Annotated in this window: 21 protein-coding genes, 1 tRNA gene and 1 pseudogene; 13 read left to right on the forward strand and 10 right to left on the reverse strand. The window is 62.1% G+C overall.

Going from position 1 to position 15,919, the window contains the following annotated elements; all coding sequences use genetic code 11:
- Positions 1–105 precede the first annotated feature (105 nt).
- From NKJ15_RS00090 to NKJ15_RS00125, 8 genes are all read left to right on the forward strand, one after another.
- Positions 106–540, forward strand: a complete 435-nt coding sequence (locus NKJ15_RS00090) for a DUF2948 family protein (protein WP_352470153.1) — start codon at positions 106–108, stop codon at positions 538–540.
- A gap of 4 nt (positions 541–544) precedes the next feature.
- Positions 545–1,837, forward strand: coding sequence for a histidinol dehydrogenase (gene hisD / locus NKJ15_RS00095; protein ID WP_352814093.1), 1,293 nt, complete (start codon positions 545–547; stop codon positions 1,835–1,837).
- 2 nt (positions 1,838–1,839) lie between these two features.
- Positions 1,840–2,325: a UPF0262 family protein gene (locus NKJ15_RS00100; RefSeq protein ID WP_352470151.1), complete on the forward strand. Its 486-nt coding sequence runs from the start codon at positions 1,840–1,842 to the stop codon at positions 2,323–2,325.
- Positions 2,313–2,795 carry an arsenate-mycothiol transferase ArsC gene (locus NKJ15_RS00105; protein ID WP_502893829.1) on the forward strand — a complete coding sequence of 161 codons (483 nt, stop codon included), beginning with the start codon at positions 2,313–2,315 and terminating at the stop codon, positions 2,793–2,795. Before NKJ15_RS00100 ends, NKJ15_RS00105 begins: the two co-directional genes overlap by 13 nt.
- 89 nt (positions 2,796–2,884) lie before the next feature.
- Complete coding sequence (gene infA / locus NKJ15_RS00110) at positions 2,885–3,103, forward strand: translation initiation factor IF-1 (protein WP_006200926.1); 219 nt, start codon at positions 2,885–2,887, stop codon at positions 3,101–3,103.
- A 25-nt stretch (positions 3,104–3,128) separates the two neighbouring features.
- Positions 3,129–3,758: a Maf-like protein gene (locus NKJ15_RS00115; protein WP_352470150.1), complete on the forward strand. Its 630-nt coding sequence runs from the start codon at positions 3,129–3,131 to the stop codon at positions 3,756–3,758.
- Positions 3,755–3,946, forward strand: coding sequence for a DNA gyrase inhibitor YacG (gene yacG, locus NKJ15_RS00120; RefSeq protein ID WP_352470149.1), 192 nt, complete (start codon positions 3,755–3,757; stop codon positions 3,944–3,946). Before NKJ15_RS00115 ends, yacG begins: the two co-directional genes overlap by 4 nt.
- A 319-nt stretch (positions 3,947–4,265) precedes the next feature.
- Positions 4,266–4,341 (forward strand) — tRNA-Phe (locus NKJ15_RS00125).
- A 190-nt stretch (positions 4,342–4,531) separates the two neighbouring features.
- Here NKJ15_RS00125 and ggt (NKJ15_RS00130) read toward each other — a convergent pair.
- The 8 genes from ggt (NKJ15_RS00130) to NKJ15_RS00165 all read right to left on the reverse strand — a co-directional run bounded on the left by ggt (NKJ15_RS00130) (position 4,532) and on the right by NKJ15_RS00165 (position 11,357).
- The gene (gene ggt, locus NKJ15_RS00130) at positions 4,532–6,124 is read right to left on the reverse strand and encodes a gamma-glutamyltransferase (protein WP_352813654.1); all 1,593 of its coding nucleotides are present in this window, start codon (positions 6,122–6,124) and stop codon (positions 4,532–4,534) included.
- A 21-nt stretch (positions 6,125–6,145) separates the two neighbouring features.
- Entirely contained in the window at positions 6,146–6,865 is a 720-nt protein-coding gene (locus tag NKJ15_RS00135) for an ABC transporter permease (RefSeq protein WP_352814094.1), read from the reverse strand.
- Positions 6,862–7,575: an ABC transporter permease gene (locus NKJ15_RS00140; RefSeq protein WP_502906845.1), complete on the reverse strand. Its 714-nt coding sequence runs from the start codon at positions 7,573–7,575 to the stop codon at positions 6,862–6,864. Before NKJ15_RS00140 ends, NKJ15_RS00135 begins: the two co-directional genes overlap by 4 nt.
- 84 nt (positions 7,576–7,659) lie before the next feature.
- Positions 7,660–8,505: a transporter substrate-binding domain-containing protein gene (locus tag NKJ15_RS00145; protein ID WP_352470146.1), complete on the reverse strand. Its 846-nt coding sequence runs from the start codon at positions 8,503–8,505 to the stop codon at positions 7,660–7,662.
- A 78-nt stretch (positions 8,506–8,583) separates the two neighbouring features.
- Complete coding sequence (locus NKJ15_RS00150) at positions 8,584–9,255, reverse strand: GntR family transcriptional regulator (protein ID WP_352470145.1); 672 nt, start codon at positions 9,253–9,255, stop codon at positions 8,584–8,586.
- A 511-nt stretch (positions 9,256–9,766) separates the two neighbouring features.
- A complete protein-coding gene (locus NKJ15_RS00155) occupies positions 9,767–10,144 on the reverse strand; it encodes a VanZ family protein (protein ID WP_352501727.1) in 378 nt (125 codons plus the stop codon).
- A 652-nt stretch (positions 10,145–10,796) separates the two neighbouring features.
- On the reverse strand, positions 10,797–11,063 hold the full coding sequence (locus tag NKJ15_RS00160) for a DUF6894 family protein (protein WP_352501726.1): 267 nt from the start codon (positions 11,061–11,063) through the stop codon (positions 10,797–10,799).
- Positions 11,064–11,165: 102 nt separating this feature from the next.
- Positions 11,166–11,357 (reverse strand): DUF3606 domain-containing protein, encoded by a 192-nt coding sequence (locus NKJ15_RS00165; RefSeq protein ID WP_023719459.1) that lies wholly within the window; start codon positions 11,355–11,357, stop codon positions 11,166–11,168.
- Between the two features lie 422 nt (positions 11,358–11,779).
- Here NKJ15_RS00165 and NKJ15_RS00170 point away from each other — a divergent pair, with 422 nt between their 5' ends.
- The 3 genes from NKJ15_RS00170 (at position 11,780) to NKJ15_RS00180 (ending at position 13,188) form a co-directional block, all read left to right on the forward strand.
- Positions 11,780–12,079 carry a DUF1236 domain-containing protein gene (locus tag NKJ15_RS00170; RefSeq protein ID WP_352470142.1) on the forward strand — a complete coding sequence of 100 codons (300 nt, stop codon included), beginning with the start codon at positions 11,780–11,782 and terminating at the stop codon, positions 12,077–12,079.
- A gap of 136 nt (positions 12,080–12,215) precedes the next feature.
- Complete coding sequence (locus tag NKJ15_RS00175; protein ID WP_352775778.1) at positions 12,216–12,665, forward strand: hypothetical protein; 450 nt, start codon at positions 12,216–12,218, stop codon at positions 12,663–12,665.
- A 181-nt stretch (positions 12,666–12,846) separates the two neighbouring features.
- Positions 12,847–13,188, forward strand: coding sequence for a hypothetical protein (locus NKJ15_RS00180; protein ID WP_292663955.1), 342 nt, complete (start codon positions 12,847–12,849; stop codon positions 13,186–13,188).
- 59 nt (positions 13,189–13,247) lie between these two features.
- Here the strand turns inward: NKJ15_RS00180 and ggt (NKJ15_RS00185) are convergent, their stop codons facing one another.
- Together ggt (NKJ15_RS00185) and NKJ15_RS00190 are read right to left on the reverse strand one after the other, a co-directional pair.
- On the reverse strand, positions 13,248–14,984 hold the full coding sequence (gene ggt / locus NKJ15_RS00185) for a gamma-glutamyltransferase (RefSeq protein ID WP_352813656.1): 1,737 nt from the start codon (positions 14,982–14,984) through the stop codon (positions 13,248–13,250).
- A gap of 388 nt (positions 14,985–15,372) precedes the next feature.
- Positions 15,373–15,513: pseudogene (locus NKJ15_RS00190) on the reverse strand (sugar isomerase); the annotation flags it as partial.
- A 26-nt stretch (positions 15,514–15,539) separates the two neighbouring features.
- On the opposite strand from NKJ15_RS00190, the gene NKJ15_RS00195 reads away from it, so the two are divergent.
- Both NKJ15_RS00195 and NKJ15_RS00200 read left to right on the forward strand, forming a co-directional pair.
- Positions 15,540–15,668 (forward strand): hypothetical protein, encoded by a 129-nt coding sequence (locus NKJ15_RS00195; protein WP_352813657.1) that lies wholly within the window; start codon positions 15,540–15,542, stop codon positions 15,666–15,668.
- Position 15,669: 1 nt separating this feature from the next.
- On the forward strand, positions 15,670–15,915 hold the full coding sequence (locus tag NKJ15_RS00200) for a hypothetical protein (protein ID WP_352813658.1): 246 nt from the start codon (positions 15,670–15,672) through the stop codon (positions 15,913–15,915).
- The last annotated feature ends 4 nt before the right edge of the window (positions 15,916–15,919 follow it).

A 15,919-nucleotide genomic window follows, 5' to 3' on the forward strand; every position in this document is an offset into this window, starting at 1 on the left:
GCCGACTGGGGCGATTGCCTGGACAAGACCTCCGGCGCGGTTGCACGAGCAGGAAAGACCGCCTAACAGAAGGTCGAATAATCAACTCGCAGGTGCGAATTCCGCATGAATGGCCTCAAGCTTGTCGCGCTCGACGATCAGGATCTGAGCATCATCTCGGCGCATGTCCAGGATGCCGTCATGAAGGTCAGCGATCTCGAATACCTGCCTTCGGTAAAGCGCTTCGTGCTGACCATGAACCGCTTCGTCTGGGAGGCGAAATCCGGCTTCTTCCGCCAGCACAATGAGCGGCGGCAGGCCGTGCTGCATTTCGACCGGGTGCTCGGCGCCAAGACCAGCGGCATTGCCCGCGACAAGCCGGACGAGGTGCTGTCACTGCTGGCGATCAGCTTTCTCGCGCTCGACAAACCGGCCGGCATCGTCGAGCTGATCTTTTCGGGCGGCGGCGCGATCATGCTCGATGTCGAATGCATCGAGGCGCGGCTTGCCGATGTCGGCGGCGCCTGGGAAGCGACGTCGCGCCCGGTCCACAGGGTCTGATATGATGGTTATCACGCTTCGCCAGTCCGACGCCGATTTCGAGCAGCGCTTTGCCGCGTTCCTGCTGACCAAGCGGGAAGTCTCGGCCGATGTCGACGCCGTGGTGCGCGAGATTATCGCCAAGGTGCGTGCCGAGGGCGACGCGGCGCTGGTCGGGTACACGCAGAAATTCGGCGGCGGCGACCTGGCCAGGCTCGGCATCGCCGTCTCCAGGGACGACATTGCCAAGGCTTACGAGGCCGCCGATCCGCAGACGGTCGAGGCGCTGAAATTCGCGCGCGAGCGCATCCGCGCCCATCACCAGCGGCAGCTGCCGCAGGACGACCGCTACACCGATGCCGCCGGCGTCGAGCTCGGCTCGCGCTGGACGGCAATCGAGGCCGTCGGGCTCTACGTGCCGGGCGGCACGGCGAGCTATCCGAGTTCGGTGCTGATGAACGCGGTACCGGCCAAGGTCGCCGGCGTCGAGCGCATCGCCATGGTGGTGCCGGCCTCTGGCGGCGAGGTGCCGCCGCTGGTGCTGGTGGCAGCCGATCTTGCCGGTGTCTCCGAAATCTACCGCGTTGGTGGCGCCCAGGCGATCGCGGCCCTTGCCTATGGTACCGAAACGATAAAGCCCGTCGCCAAGATCGTCGGCCCCGGCAATGCCTATGTCGCGGCGGCCAAGCGCCAGGTGTTCGGCACGGTCGGCATCGACATGATCGCCGGGCCGTCGGAAGTGCTGGTTGTCGCCGACGGCAGCAACGATCCGGACTGGATCGCCGCCGACCTCCTCGCCCAGGCCGAACACGATGTGTCGGCGCAGTCGATCTTGATCACCGACGACCGTGCCTTTGGCGCAGCGGTCGAACAGGCGGTGGAGCGGCAGTTGCAGAACCTGCCGCGCAGAGAAACGGCGGCGGCGAGCTGGCGCGATTTCGGCGCCGTCATCCTGGTGCCGACGATCGAGGCAGCACTGCCGCTGGTCGACCGAATCGCGGCCGAACATGTCGAGCTTGCCATCGACGACCCAGAGGCGTTCCTGGCGCGGATGCGCAATGCCGGTGCGGTGTTTCTCGGCCGCCACACGCCGGAAGCCATCGGCGACTATGTCGCCGGCTCCAATCACGTGCTGCCGACGGCGCGCTCGGCGCGCTTTTCGTCCGGGCTTTCGGTGCTCGATTTCGTCAAGCGCACTTCGATCCTGAAGCTCGGGCCGGAGCAGTTGCGGGCACTGGCGCCGGCGGCGATCACGCTCGCCAAGGCGGAAGGCCTCGATGCGCATGGACGCTCCGTCGCCATCCGGCTGAACATGTAGAAATGTCCGACTACGACCAAACCCGCGCCAGGCTGATCGATGTCGAGCTCGACGAGACGATCGGCCGCTCGACGCCCGATGTCGAGCATGAGCGGGCGGTGGCGATCTTCGACCTGATCGAGGAGAACCGCTTCCAGCCGGTCAATGACGACGGCGCCGGGCCATACCGGCTGAAACTGTCGCTGGCCGAGTCCCGGCTGGTGTTCGCGGTGACGCGCGAGGACGGCGCAGCCGTGGTCACCCACATCCTGTCGCTGACGCCGCTTCGGCGCATCGTCAAGGACTACTACATGATCTGCGAAAGCTATTACGATGCCATCCGCACCGCGACGCCAAGCCATATCGAGGCGATAGACATGGGCCGGCGCGGCCTGCACAATGAAGGCTCGCAGAGGCTGATGGACCGGCTTGCCGGCAAGATCGAGATTGACTTCGACACGGCGCGCCGGCTGTTCACGCTGGTTTGCGTGCTGCACTGGCGAGGCTGAAACTGGCCGCCCCGCTGCCCCGCCAGATCCTGCCCCGCTCGATCCTGTTTGTCTGCGGCATGAACGCCGTGCGCTCGCCGATGGCCGAATTGCTGGCGCGCAAGGTGCTCCCGCCTACCACCTTCGTCGCCTCGGCGGGAGTGCGCGGCGGCGAACGCGATCCGTTCGTCGATGCCGTGCTGGCCGAAGAAGGGCTGTCGCTCGGCGAACGGCACCCGAGAACGATGGATGACCTCGAGGACGATTATTTCGACCTGATCGTCACGCTGGCGCCGGAAGCCCACCACATCGCGCTCGAACTCACCCGCTCGCTGGCCGTCGAGGTCGAATATTGGCCGATGCCCGACCCGACCGGCGTCAGCGGCACGCGCGAGCAGATCATGGCCGCCTACCGCGACGTGCGCGAGCGGCTGAAGGCGCGGATCGGCCGCCGTTTCCTCGGCAACGGGGCTGAAAACGCCGCGGATTAAGCATGTTCACAAGCGGGCGTTTATCATATAGGTTCCGCGCAACTTTCCGGCCGGGGCGCTGGAAGTACCCATCCAAGCAAAGGTATCGAATGCCGAAGGAAGAAGTCCTCGAGTTTCCGGGTGTCGTGACGGAACTGCTGCCCAACGCGATGTTCAGGGTCAAGCTCGAAAACGAACATGAAATCATCGCCCATACCGCCGGCCGCATGCGCAAGAACCGCATCCGCGTTTTGACCGGCGACAAGGTCCTGGTCGAGATGACGCCCTACGACCTGACCAAGGGCCGCATCACCTACCGCTTCAAGTAAGTTCAAGGACCCGGCCGGGATCGCGATGGGCATTTTGCAGAAGCTCGTGCTTGCCTCGGGTTCGCCACGCCGGATCGAGCTGCTGCAGCAGGCCGGCATCGAGCCGGACCGTGTGCTGCCGGCTGATGTCGACGAGACGCCGCTGCGCGCCGAGCACCCGCGCTCGCTGGCCAAGCGCCTGGCGACGCAGAAGGCCGAGAAAGCGCTGGCCTCGCTGAAAACCGAGACGGACTACGCGCCGAGCTTCGTGCTGGCGGCCGACACGGTGGTGGCCGTCGGGCGACGCATCCTGCCCAAGGCCGAGACGCTCGACGACGCCGCCAACTGCCTTGGGCTTTTGTCCGGCCGTTCGCACCGCGTCTATTCCGGCATCTGCCTGATCACACCTGGCGGCAAGCAGCGCTTGCGGCTGGTCGAGACCAGGGTGCGCTTCAAGCGGCTGCCGCGCGAGGAGATCGAGGCCTACATCGCATCCGGAGAATGGCGCGGCAAGGCCGGCGGCTATGGCGTCCAGGGGCTTGCCGGCGCCTTCGTCGTCAAGCTTGTCGGCTCCTACACCAACGTCGTCGGCCTGCCACTCTACGAGACGGTAGCGCTTTTGAGCGGCGAAGGGTTTAAGGTGCACGCCAACTGGCTGTCGGGTGCGCGGATATGAGCCCGGACGACAAGGTCACGCCGTTGCGGCCCAAGCGGCCCTGCCCCGAATGCGGCAAGCCATCGGCGCGCGAAACCTACCCGTTCTGCTCGACGCGCTGCAAGGACATCGACCTCAACCGCTGGCTGAAGGGGGTCTACGTCATCCCGGGCCGCGACGACGAGGATCAGAACGACGACCAGAAATAGCACCGTCCACCTGCGGTTTTCCACAGGCTTGGGACGGTTTCGCAGCCGCGATCGTGACCGATGATCGGCCTTGCGGACTGCCTGTCGTTTCCCGCCTGAAATCAATGTCCAGAACTTGTTCCATCCGGACACTGTCGGACGGAACAGGTTCTGGCGTTTTGTCTGAGCATGATCTTTTCCGAAAACCGGATTCCACTTTTCGGGATCATGCTCTAAGCGCTGGACAGGCCGGATTCCCGTGCTATAACCCACGCGCTTTCAAGGGGTGCCGACGGCGCTTTCATGAACCCGGTGTGCAGATTGCCGCCTACCGGAGCAGGCCCAGATAGCTCAGTTGGTAGAGCAGCGGACTGAAAATCCGCGTGTCGGTGGTTCGAATCCGCCTCTGGGCACCATTTTTTCCCTGTACGGCTCGGAGACATGGGTAACAGTTTGTACCTAAGACATGGGTGACAACCTCGCGCCGATCGGATTGTCGATGGCGTGCAAGAATTATCGGGACCATGGCGCCAGCGGCTCCTGCTCGGCCAAATGTCGATGGAGTGCATCTTCGGCATCTTGCATCTCGCTCTGGCCATAACCGCTCTACAGACCGAGGGCGCAGCCGTCCTTGCGCGGTTCAGAACCGCCCAGCAGGGTCCCGTTTGCCCAATCGATGCGAATGGCCTGCGCACCGCCGATCGGGTCCGTGGCGGGAATGATTTCGAAACCGCGTCGGCTAAGTTCAGCTACGGTTTCGCCAGCGAGCCCGTGTTCGGCCTGGACGTTCATGGTGCCGCTGACGGGGGTGACCCGCGGCAGATCAATCGCCTCCTGCAGATCCATCCCGAAATCGAGCACCTTCGTCAGCAGGTGCGCGTGGCCCATTGCCTGGTAGTAGCCGCCCATAACGCCGAAAGGCATTTCTGCCCGGCCGTCTCTCGCAAGCATCCCGGGTATGATGGTATGCAAAGGTCGCTTGTTCGGCGCCACTGCATTGGGGTGCCTGGGGTCAAGCGAAAAGCTTTGCCCGCGATTGTGCAAGACGACACCGGAGCGTGGCGAGACCAGGCCCGAGCCAAAGCTGTCGAAGACCGAGTTAATGAAACTGACCGCATTGCGGTCCTTATCGACAACGGAAATATAGACCGTGTCGCTGTGCAGCGGCATATCGAACGCCGGCAGGTCCGCGCGGGCGCGCTTTAGGTCAATCATGCCGGCCAGACGATCGGCCCAGGCATTCGACAACATCTCGGCCACCGGGACCTCGGAAGTGTCGGGATCGGCGACGAGCAGGTCACGCGCGGCGTAAGCGAGGCGTGTTGCTTCGATTTCCAGGTGAAGCCGGTCCGCGGATTGCGGGTCGCCGTGCGCTTCGAAGCGCGAGAGGATGTTTAGAATGAGCAGCGCGATCACACCCTGGCCATTCGGCGGACATTCGAACACATCGCAGCCTCGGAACGCCGTGCTGATCGGGGTCACGTATTCGCCTGTTGCCGAGGCGAAATCTTCGAGTGTGTGCAATCCGCCGAGCCCACGAAGATAGGCGACCATGTCGTCGGCCACAGGGCCAGTATAGAAGGCCTCGCGTCCCTTCTTGGCGATCAGCCGCAGCGTTGCAGCCAACTCAGGCTGGCGATGCACTTCGCCAACACGTGGCGCGCGGCCGTTTGGCAGGAAAATCCGTTTCGCGGCTACATCGGAGGCCAGAAGTTCTTCTTCCAACGCCCAGTCACGATGGACCCGCGGTGAAATGGCGTAGCCTTCCTCGGCGAAACGTATAGCGGGGGCCAGGATTTGATCGAAGGGCATATGTCCATGATCAGCGTGCAATCTGGTCCAGGCATCGATGGCTCCCGGGATGGTGACGGAGCCGGGAGAATTGCGGGCCACCTCGGCCATGCCACGTTCGAGGAACCAGTCAATTGTCAGGGCGGCGGGTGTCCTGCCCGATCCGTTGTAGGCGATGACCTCGCCGGATCCGTTTCGCGACAGAAGAGCGAAGCAGTCGCCTCCAATGCCGGTCGAGGCTGGCTCGACGACACATTGCACCGCGCAGGCTGCGATGGCGGCATCCATGGCGTTGCCGCCGGCCGCCATGATCTCGACCGCCGTCAGGGTCGCCGACGGATGAGAGGTGGCGGCCATGGCCTCGCGTGAAACGACGACCGAGCGCGTTGGTTTCTCAAAATTTCGCATGCTATGCCCTTCTGATCGTGCTCAAGAGGCGGCGTCGCTCATCGTCGAGGGGCGGTGCCGCAGATGCCGCGACATCCAGTATTCGAGTGCCGCCAAGGCACGGATGATCGCGAAGTTCAAAGCGAGATAAATGGCGCCCGCGCAAATGAAGACTTCAAAGGCGCGGTAGGTCTGGGAGATCAATCCCTGGGCAATTCCAGTCACCTCCATCAAGGTCACGATGGAAGCCAGAGACGTGCCCTTGATCATCAGGATGATTTCATTGCCGTAACTCGGCAGCGCCTGGCGAAAGGCCAGCGGCAGGATAACGTGCCGATAGGTCAAACAGGTGGACAGGCCGACAGACCGCGCCGCCTCGACAAGGCCGCGTGGCACCGATTGAATCGCGCCGCGGAGGATTTCGCTGCCATAGGCGGTGGTGTTGAGGGTCAGCGCGATGATTGCGCACCAGTAGGGTTCGCGGAAAACGGCCCATAATCCAATTGCCGACAGTTGGTGCCGGAACTGACCAAGGCCATAATAGGTCAGAAAAATCTGCACCAGCAGAGGCGTGCCCCTGAACACGGCAACGAAGCCACGGATCGGCAAGACGACGAAGGGCGATTCCGATTGCTGGGCAAGCGCCAATGTGACGGCAAGAACGAAGCCGGCAACGATGGAAGTCAGGGCCAGTTCCACCGTGAGCGGCAGGCCGGCGAGTAGCTTCGGCAGGATTTCGAGGAAAAAACTGAAATCTATCATGCCGACCGGACGCGCCACGGCGCCTTCCGTTCCAGACGGTAAAAGGCGTGGCCCGTGACGGAAGCGATAGCCAGATAGAGCAAGGCTGCAGCAATGTAGAAGATGAACGGTTCACGGGTCGAACCTGCAGCGATCTGCGCCTGGCGCATCAGTTCAACGAGGCCGATTACCGATATCAGCGAGGAGTCCTTCAGAACCAACTGCCACACATTGCCGAGACCTGGCAGCGCGTATCTCAGGAGCTGGGGAAAAATAACCTGTCGCAGCCGCTGCAGCCGGTTGAGACCAAGCGCGCAAGCGGCATCGTGCTGTCCCTGGTCGATGGCGACGTAAGCCCCTCGATAGACCTCGGCTTGATAGGCGCCCGAGATGATCGCGATAGCCAAGGTTCCGGTGGCAAAGGCCGGAACGCCGACGAATCCGGACCCGCCCAGGCTATGACCAAGCGAGGTCAGGGCGACGCTACCTCCATAGTAAAGCAGATAAATGGTCAGAAGGTCGGGCACGCCCCTGAAAACCGTGCAATAGCCAAGGGCCAAGAACCTCAATATTCTGGAGTTGCGGAGACGCCCGGCCGCTGCCAGCCCGCCAAATACAGCGCCAAGCGCAAAGCCCAGCACAGACAGGAGCACTGTGACCGAGGCCGCCATGAGAAGAGCAGCCCCCCAACCTCCGTGCTGGAAACCAAGCAGCCGGAATGCGTCAACCATTGATACCCCCGGCATTGATGCCCCGGCAGGACGAACGGCTCAGCTCCGGAACGTGGTCAGGAATGGCCGTTCGCCGGCAAGCGCTTACTTGACTGGAGTAACGTCGCTCTTGAGCCATTTAAGCGACAGAGTTTTGATCGTGCCGTCGGCGGTCGCGGCGTCGATGGCGCCGTTGAGCATGTCTTTCAGCTTGGTGTCCTCTTTGCGGATGCCGGCCCCTGAGCCAAGACCGAAGAGACCCCCGACAAATCCTGGTCCTGCAAGCGTATAGTCGCTGAACTCCGGCTTGCTCAGCGTGGCGGCCAGCGCTGTCTGTTGCGCGAAGAGCGCGTCGATGCGACCCGCGGCAAGATCGAGATCGTGTTGCTCGGTGGTCTTGTATTCGCGAATCTCGGCGACGTCCGAGAAGTATTTTTTCAGGAATTCCAGGTTCGCCGTTGCAGCCTGAACTCCAATGATCTTTCCCTTCAGCAATGGCTTGAGCTTGTCGATTGCCGCCTGCGAAGTGGCTTCATTGTCCAGCTTGAACCGCTCGTTGGAAATGCCGAGCTTGCCCAGTTCGCTATCCTTGGCGACCGCGAAACCTGAGGGGTCAACCGCATATGGCTGGGTAAAATCAATGACCTTCAGACGTTTTTCAGTGATGAACATGCTCGCCATGATCACGTCGAACTTGCCGACGGTCAGCGCGGGGATCATGCCGTCCCAGTCCTGTGCGACGATCTTGCACTCGATCTTCATTCGCCCGCACAGATCATTGGCGAGATCGACTTCGAAGCCGTCCAGCTTGCCGTCGGCTGTTGTGAAATTCCAGGGCGCGTAGGCTCCTTCGGTGGCAATGGTAATTGCCTTTGGTGTTTCTTGTGCAACGGCGGCCTGGACCAGGCCGAACAGGACCGACGCAATGGCTGCGATGCGGCTAATTTTCATGTCATTCTCCTCTTTTTTGCCGGTACGGCAGTTCCCTTTCGTCGTGCCGGATTATCTTTCGGCTTCAACGAGTATTCCCTAGCGGCGGCCGGGACTTGCGAAGTTGGCCAGAAGCGGCGCTGTCTCGACGATATGATCCCGCATGACGATCTCAGCCTTGCCGGCGTCACCTGACCGCAGCACGTCGATCAGGATCTCGTGCTCGGCACGCGCGCTGGCGGGCTTGTCGACATAGTCGAACCAGATGCGCAGGTAGGGTTCGATCACGACGTGCAGGCTGGCAATCTGCCGGACGAGTTTGGGTCGGTTGCTCAGTTGGCAAATCTGCAAATGGAAGGCCTGATGGCGCACGACCCAGTCGCTGCTGCCGGTCTGGCTGGCGCGCTCCATGCGGTCCAGCTGGCGTTCCAGTTCTTCAAGCACTTCGGCATCGATGTGCGGCATGGCAAGCCTCACCGCCAGCCCTTCGAGCACCGAGCGTATTTCAAAGGTTTCGTAGATCTCATCGAGGGTAAGCCCGGCGACGATGCAGCCACGGTTCGGGCGAATGACCACAAGACCTTCCGCGGCCAGTTGGCGGAATGCTTCGCGAACCGGCATGCGGCTCATGCCGATTTCCGTCGCGATCTCTTCCGGGATCAGCCGGTCCCCGGCCCGGTAACGCCCCATCCTCAGGGCCCGCTGAATGTGGCGATAAGCCTCCTCCTCGGCGGTCGTGATGCCCAACGGCTCGATTGCGTCAGCTGCCATGTCCCTGGTCCGATCAGAGCGTATCTGTGTATCCACTTATCCAGTTATCGAAACCTGTGTCAAGCACCGATGCTTGGGCGCTTTAGAATTTCTCTTGTGAGAATAAGCACTTGGCAGGGGAAATCGGGCTAAGCACACCGTGATCGGCTAAGCCGCTGATCGGCCTACTTTTCAACGTCCGGCAAAAGGCCCGCCGCTCCATTTGCGAAGCGGCGAGGCCCCATATTCGGGGACGATTGCCGGGATTTCCCGGCATTGCCTGCAGTGCAATTCAGGTGCCAGATTTGTTGATCCAAAACGGGTCACCGCACCGGAGGCGCCAACGCGGACCTTCCGCGATCACGCTACTGCCGCGCTTTGCCGTTCCTGCTATGTTACTTTGCGGCGGACGTAATTTTTCCGCCTGGCCGGCGCCCCATCAGGCAACTTACCCCAACGCGCCCCCCAGTGGCGCCGGCCAATTTCCCCTTATTGGGGCACGGGCGCGCCGATTCCGTTATGCGCTTTCGAGCTATGGCAATCCGCCGGCGAGCCGCCTTGTCCAGCTTGCAACCATCAGTCCGCACGCGATTCCCGCGCAGTCGGCGACCCAGTCGAATAGATCCGGGTCGCGCCCTATCAGTCGCACGGCCTGAAGCCCCTCGATCGCCGCGCCCGTGAGAACGAGGAGTACGATCAGCTTCGCCTTGCGTTCCGGCCAGCCGAAACTTCCGAGAGCCGCCAGGACGACGAAGGCGGCGGCGTGATTGAGCTTGTCGTGATCAGACGTGAAAGCCAGGCCAAGGCCCCGCAGGACTTGCTCCGGCAAAAGGGCGAACAGCAGAACGCCGGCAAACGCGGCCGTAAAGGCAAACCTTGCCACGATCTGATAAGAATCCAGGCGCGACAAGGATAGAATGGCCTTTCGTCCGAAATCTGCAGGGAGCATCGGCCGCTGAATCGAGAGCGAGTGCTGCGTCCAATTTCCGCCGTCGGGGCGTCCGGTGCATCGTCAGAATGAATGAATGCATCGGGTCAGCCGCTGGGCAGACCGAACTGCTGGGAGGGCTCTGCAATGGTGCGGCTTCCGCGATCACGCAATTACCTGCTGCGCCGGCGCGGCTACAATCTGGCTGCGGCGGACCTGATTTCCGCTTGGCCGGCGCTGCGTCAGGGCACCTTACCCCATGCCACACGAAGCGGCGCCGGCCAGAATTCCATCGATTGCGTGATGACCGACCCGCGTCAAAAAAGCCCGCCGCCCTGTCGGACGACGGGCTCCGTTGCCTGGGCGCCAGGGCGCCGCGGTAGCGACAGATGTTACTAATGCTCCCGCAGGCCTCCAATATGCTGCTGCCGAACGGCGTTGCGCATCGGCTAAACAAACGAAGCCCGCGCCTCTGGCGGAGGGCGCGGGCCGATCGGGTTGCACCCGATCTGCAGCAGAAACCTGGGAGGTTCCCGCTGCTTAAGATAACAATTAGAGATTTCTAATGTTCCGCGCCAGGGGAAGATGCCGCTGCACCAGAAATCTGATGCTCGGCGCGATGATGATCGAGCCGTCAGTTCGTGCGCAAGTCGATCCGGAAAATCCGCTCGTCGAAGTGCCGCGTTTCAACGGCAAAGGTCAAAGCCACTTCAAGGACCAGACCGCCACGGTCGTCCCGGACCTTGACTGCAATCCTGCGATGAGGAAGGCCATCCCTGGCCATCTCGGCCAATGTGCGAAGGGCTTCTTTCCTGACCAGCGGGAGATCGTCATATAACGTTCCCTGATCGTCGGAATAGACAATTCCGTCTTCATCGGAATCGAAGAAGTAGCGGGGCATTGCGCTTGGCCGAAGCGGCGGCATCCGGGCACGTTGTCGATAGCTGGCCGGATCTCGGCCGATCGCGATCAGTGCCTTTCCACCGTTGGCTTCGCCGCCAGCTCACTTGCGCTCGCGCAATGCCTTCACCGCCTGCGAGAGGATCATCCGGTCGCCGCCGGTCCTTTTGATCAGCTTGCTCACCTGGCTGGGCGAAACACCATTTTCCCGCGCGAAATATTCGACCTCATAATATTCATCCGCCGAAACGCGATTGCGGTCGCTGAAGTCTCGCTTGCTCTTGTCATCGGCCATTTCCGCTCTCCTCGCCCCTTCTCTTCGCTTCAGGGGGTCAACTTTGGTGCACACAGCAATTTGAGGGTTCGCCCGCCACAAAGTGACGCGCGAACCCTTATCGGCGCAGGAAGGGACAGTGCTGCGCAGATGCCGGGTTCGATCGGAATGGAAACAGCCTGGACCGGTGCGAGCAACCGTCGACCTTTTCCATGGAATCCTCCCGGAACGTGCAGCCAGCAACGGCCACGCGCCGCCACGGTTCCGGGTCACGCGGCAAACCCACCCTTTGCGCGCAAGGATCAGACTTAGGTCCTGCGGCAACACGTCGGTTGGTCCCTGCCGGGCGGGACCGAAGCCCCGTCGACGGAACGTTTTCAGCTGCCTTCCGTTCGAGTGAGCCTTGGCGTGAAGAGCGGACCGAGTTCGCAAAGGAGACGACCATGAGAATGCATCTTTCCACCGCGGTGGCGGGATTTTTGCTGCTGGCAGGCATCGGCGCCGCTGCGGCGCAAGACGTTGTCATCGAACCGCAGCAGGAAACGATCATCAAGGAGTATGTGAAAAAGCAGCCGCTGGCCTCGGTGAAAATCCCTGGGGTGGAGCTCAATATCGGCTCGACGCTCCCCGATACCGTCGAGCTTCATGAAGTCCCCAACGTCAAATACCGCTATGTCGTCGTCGACAACCGCACCGTCGTCGTCGACCCAGGCACGCGCAAGATCGTCAAGATCATCGAGTGACGTGAAAGCTCGGGCAGTCGTCGCCCGCCGCTCGGAAATGAGCGGCGGGCGACGTATGCGTTAGGCGGTTCCTCGGCGTCGTCGCTCAGCAGGAACCCGCCGTACCGTCGAGGCGGGGGCCTCACAGGCAGTTTCAATGCGAACAATCAGCAGACTTTTTGATTCCCATGACCAGGCGGCGCGAGCCGTCGAAGCACTTCAGGCGGCAGGAATTGCGCGCCACCAGATCAGTATCATCGGACCCTACGACGACGAAATCGGCGCCGTCTTGCGCGGTCCAGGCACCGGTGCCGCCCTCGGCGCGGCGGCGGGTTTGTTGGCCGGCCTCGGCGCCTTCGATATCCCCGGCATCGATCCGCTCGGCGCGGGATGGCTGGCATCGGTCCTCGTCGGTGCAGTCTTGGGCTGCGTTGCCGGCAGACTTTTCGGCGCATTGTCCGATATCGGCAAGCTGCCAGGCAAGCCGGATGCCGCACAAGGTGTGATCCTGCTGCTGGCGCATGTCGATGAAAGGCAGGCAGACAGCGCACAGGCGGTGCTTGGGGCTTCCGTTCAGGCAACGCAGTCCTTGGCCAGGGCGGCATGAAGGTTCAGCTCGGGCAAAGCGCTTGACCAGGCCGCGCAGCGGGGCGGCGATCCAATCGCGAATTCAAAAATCTCTGGCAAGCCGCCGCCAGAAAGTGTTGAACACCGTGCCGATCACATTCGGCGAGCGGTTGCGCTCGGCGAGGCTTGATGATTTGCTGTCGGTTTGCGGAGAACGAATAATGCATGAGCCTGTCGGTCAAGACGAATATGGGTCGACCAGCCCGTTCGATCCGGACGATCTGTCGAGGTTGAACGCAATCGGCCCGAGCGCCGGCAGCAACGATTTCGAAAAATACGCAGTCGCCGTGATCATCGTGTTCGGCGCCCTGATCATCGGTGGCCTGATGGCTGCCGGCTTGAGCTTCGGGCGCCGCAGCACCTTCTTTTTCGCGCTTGGCGGAGCCACCGCGGCATGGATATCCGGCAATGCGCTTCTGCTCGACCGGCCACGCATCTACGCCCTGTTCGTCGGCATCGCGGCGCTGATGCTGATAGCGTCGACGATCGCGCTGGTCACCTGATTCAGAGCGAAATTGTTGACCATGATCTTATCCGAAAAACCGATTCCCACTCTTGGGGTCTAATACCCGATAGCCTTGCCGGATGCGGCGCGGCTGTCGATGGCGCCATTGTAGCGGGCGCCGCCGCCCTTCTCGATTTCCGCCAGGCTCTTGCCGCCGACCAGGATGCCGGTCGCCTGGCCCCAGGTCGTGTCGGCAAGATCGAGGTGGTAGCCCATGCCGGTGAGCAGCTTTTCGGTATCGGGCGACAGGCCGAAACGTTCGATATAGACCGTGTCAGGCAGCCATTGGTGATGGATGCGCGGTGCGTCGATGGCCTCCTGGATGTTCATACCGTGGTCGACGACGTTGACGATCGCCTCCAGCGTGATGGTGATGATGCGTGAACCGCCGGGGCTGCCGATGACCATGAACGGCTTGCCGTCTTTGGCGAGGATGGTCGGGCTCATCGAGGACAGCGGCGTCTTTTTCGGCGCGATCGCATTCGCCTCGCCCTGGACCAGGCCATAGAGATTGGGCACGCCGGGTTTCTGGGTGAAATCGTCCATCTCGTTGTTGAGCAGGATGCCGGTGCCGGCGGCGACAACGCCGGCGCCGAAAGAGCCGTTCAGCGTGTAGGTTACCGCGACGGCATTGCCATCATTGTCGATGATCGAAAAATGCGTCGTCTCGTTGCTCTCGCCAAAACCCTTCGGCATCAATTCCTGCGAGACGCCGGCCCGGAACGGATCGATCTTTTCGCGAATTTCCCTGGCGTAATTCTTGTCGAGCAGTTTTGCGACCGGATTGTCGATGAAACCGGGATCGCCGAGCGCCGAATTGCGGTCGACATAGGCGTGGCGCATCGCCTCGACCATGACGTGAACCGTCTCGGCCGAACCGGCGCCGAGATAGGACAACGGATAGAACTCAAGCACGTTGAGGATCTCGCAGATGATGACGCCGCCGGAGCTCGGCGGCGGCGAGGAAATGATCTCGTAGCCGCGATAATTGCAGGTCACGGGCTTGAGCTCGCGCACCGCATAGCTTTCGAAATCAACCCTGGCCAGAATGCCGCCCTTCTCCCCACTCGCCCTGACGATGGCGTCGGCGGTCGCGCCTTTGTAGAAGGCATCCGCCCCGCGTTCGGAAATGGCGGCCAGCGAAGCCGCGAGGTCGGGCTGAACAAGACGCTCGCCGACAGCATAGGGCTTGCCGTCCGGCTTGAGGAAAATGGCCGCCGCCGCTGGGTCCCTTGCCAACCGCTCCGCGCCGCCCTGGAGCGAGGCCGCATCGCCCTGCTCCAGCACGAAGCCTTCCTTGGCAAAGCGGATGGCCGGCGCCAGCAAGTCCTGCCGCGACAGCGTGCCGTATTTCTCCCGCGCCATCTCGAAACCAGCGACCGAGCCCGGCACGCCGATCGCCAGATAGCCGTCGAGACTGGCGCCTTTTACCGGCTTGCCGTCCTTGTCGAGATACATGGTTTTGGTCGCGGCCAGCGGCGCGCGCTCGCGAAAATCGAGGAAGGTCGAGCGGCCGTCCTTGAAGCGGATGGTCATGAAGCCGCCACCGCCGATATTGCCGGCGGTCGGGTAGACCACGGCCAGCGCATAGCCGACGGCGACCGTGGCATCGACCGCGTTGCCGCCCCTCTTCAGCACCTCGACGCCGACCTCAGACGCAAGATGCTGGGCGGTCACCACCATGCCGTGCTCGCCCTTCGCCGGCTGCGGCGAGGCGGCATAGGCGAGGAAGGGTACGAAGGTCAGGGTGAGGGAAAGGCTTACGGCAATCAGCGTCCGGCGGAAATTGTGCATGGCCGTTCTCCGAGGCTTGGGGTGGGCCTAGGAAAGCGGTTTGGGGAGGTCGAGTCTACTGCGAAGATCGAAAGAATCGGGAGGGTTCGCACGCCTGTGCCGGTTCGCCTCGCAACCGCCGTTGCAATCTTCGGCGACTGCAACGGCATGGATCCTAGGGTCTCCGCTACGTCGCTTCGCTCCTGCTCCGCCCTAGGATCCATGCCGTAACTTCTGAGCGCCGCAGCGTTGGTAGCAAGGCCACGCTTCATCGCGGCTCTCAGAATTTTTCAGTTACACAGCAACTTTGTTCTTGCTTTGTGCCGGCAGCTATGCTATTAATTTGGATATGGTGCTAATTGGCTCCAACGACCCGCCCTTCGTGGCGGGTTTTCATTTTCAGCCAATATCAAACAATCCCGCCGCCGACGCTCGCCACGGCCGGCCGTTCCGCTGCAACCTTCGCCCGGTAGCCCGCGGCGCGGTAGGCGGCGACCGGATCGATGGCGCCGCCGGTCTTCAGCCGCGCCATGGCAAGGATAGGCCGCAGCCACTGAGCATGGTACAGGCGCAAGCATGGCTGATCCGAAGCAATCCCAGATCCACAACTTCAAGGACGTAGCCCGCGGGCCTGAACGCGACGACGAGAAGCCCTTGGGCGAGCGGCTCAAGAAGCTGGTGAAGTACAAGCGACAGAGAATTTGACGTGACCGACGAGCAGTTGGTTTTGGTAGCGATCCCATCGCTTGTGGCGGTTCTGCTCAATCGCGAACAGCAAAAGGGCTCGCCTTTGACTGAGGACGAAGTCGTGGCGATCAGGGACAGCGCCGCATGCATGGCGATGCCATACGACGTCGCCGCGCAGGTGGCGGAGAAGCGCGGCTATGATGACATCAGGCTTGAGAATGCTTGGGAAGACTGGAATGCGGTCCGCCCAAGCCTGGGCTTATAAACGC

It is taken from the genome of Mesorhizobium sp. M0207, assembly GCF_040321995.1.
Taxonomy (GTDB): Bacteria; Pseudomonadota; Alphaproteobacteria; order Rhizobiales; family Rhizobiaceae; genus Mesorhizobium.

Bases quoted from the DNA above. Each gene is read 5' to 3' on its own strand.
- NKJ15_RS00170 (WP_352470142.1), top strand. From the start codon at position 11,780: ATGAGAATGCATCTTTCCACCGCGGTGGCGGGATTTTTGCTGCTGGCA.
- yacG (WP_352470149.1), top strand. From the start codon at position 3,755: ATGAGCCCGGACGACAAGGTCACGCCGTTGCGGCCCAAGCGGCCCTGC.
- NKJ15_RS00090 (WP_352470153.1), top strand. From the start codon at position 106: ATGAATGGCCTCAAGCTTGTCGCGCTCGACGATCAGGATCTGAGCATC.
- NKJ15_RS00135 (WP_352814094.1), bottom strand. From the start codon at position 6,865: ATGATAGATTTCAGTTTTTTCCTCGAAATCCTGCCGAAGCTACTCGCC.
- NKJ15_RS00160 (WP_352501726.1), bottom strand. From the start codon at position 11,063: ATGCCCCGCTACTTCTTCGATTCCGATGAAGACGGAATTGTCTATTCC.
- NKJ15_RS00180 (WP_292663955.1), top strand. From the start codon at position 12,847: ATGCATGAGCCTGTCGGTCAAGACGAATATGGGTCGACCAGCCCGTTC.
- NKJ15_RS00145 (WP_352470146.1), bottom strand. From the start codon at position 8,505: ATGAAAATTAGCCGCATCGCAGCCATTGCGTCGGTCCTGTTCGGCCTG.
- NKJ15_RS00115 (WP_352470150.1), top strand. From the start codon at position 3,129: ATGGGCATTTTGCAGAAGCTCGTGCTTGCCTCGGGTTCGCCACGCCGG.
- infA (WP_006200926.1), top strand. From the start codon at position 2,885: ATGCCGAAGGAAGAAGTCCTCGAGTTTCCGGGTGTCGTGACGGAACTG.
- NKJ15_RS00150 (WP_352470145.1), bottom strand. From the start codon at position 9,255: ATGGCAGCTGACGCAATCGAGCCGTTGGGCATCACGACCGCCGAGGAG.
- ggt (WP_352813654.1), bottom strand. From the start codon at position 6,124: ATGCGAAATTTTGAGAAACCAACGCGCTCGGTCGTCGTTTCACGCGAG.
- NKJ15_RS00100 (WP_352470151.1), top strand. From the start codon at position 1,840: ATGTCCGACTACGACCAAACCCGCGCCAGGCTGATCGATGTCGAGCTC.
- NKJ15_RS00195 (WP_352813657.1), top strand. From the start codon at position 15,540: ATGGCTGATCCGAAGCAATCCCAGATCCACAACTTCAAGGACGTAGCC.
- NKJ15_RS00140 (WP_502906845.1), bottom strand. From the start codon at position 7,575: ATGGTTGACGCATTCCGGCTGCTTGGTTTCCAGCACGGAGGTTGGGGG.
- NKJ15_RS00175 (WP_352775778.1), top strand. From the start codon at position 12,216: ATGCGAACAATCAGCAGACTTTTTGATTCCCATGACCAGGCGGCGCGA.
- NKJ15_RS00165 (WP_023719459.1), bottom strand. From the start codon at position 11,357: ATGGCCGATGACAAGAGCAAGCGAGACTTCAGCGACCGCAATCGCGTT.
- ggt (WP_352813656.1), bottom strand. From the start codon at position 14,984: ATGCACAATTTCCGCCGGACGCTGATTGCCGTAAGCCTTTCCCTCACC.
- hisD (WP_352814093.1), top strand. From the start codon at position 545: ATGGTTATCACGCTTCGCCAGTCCGACGCCGATTTCGAGCAGCGCTTT.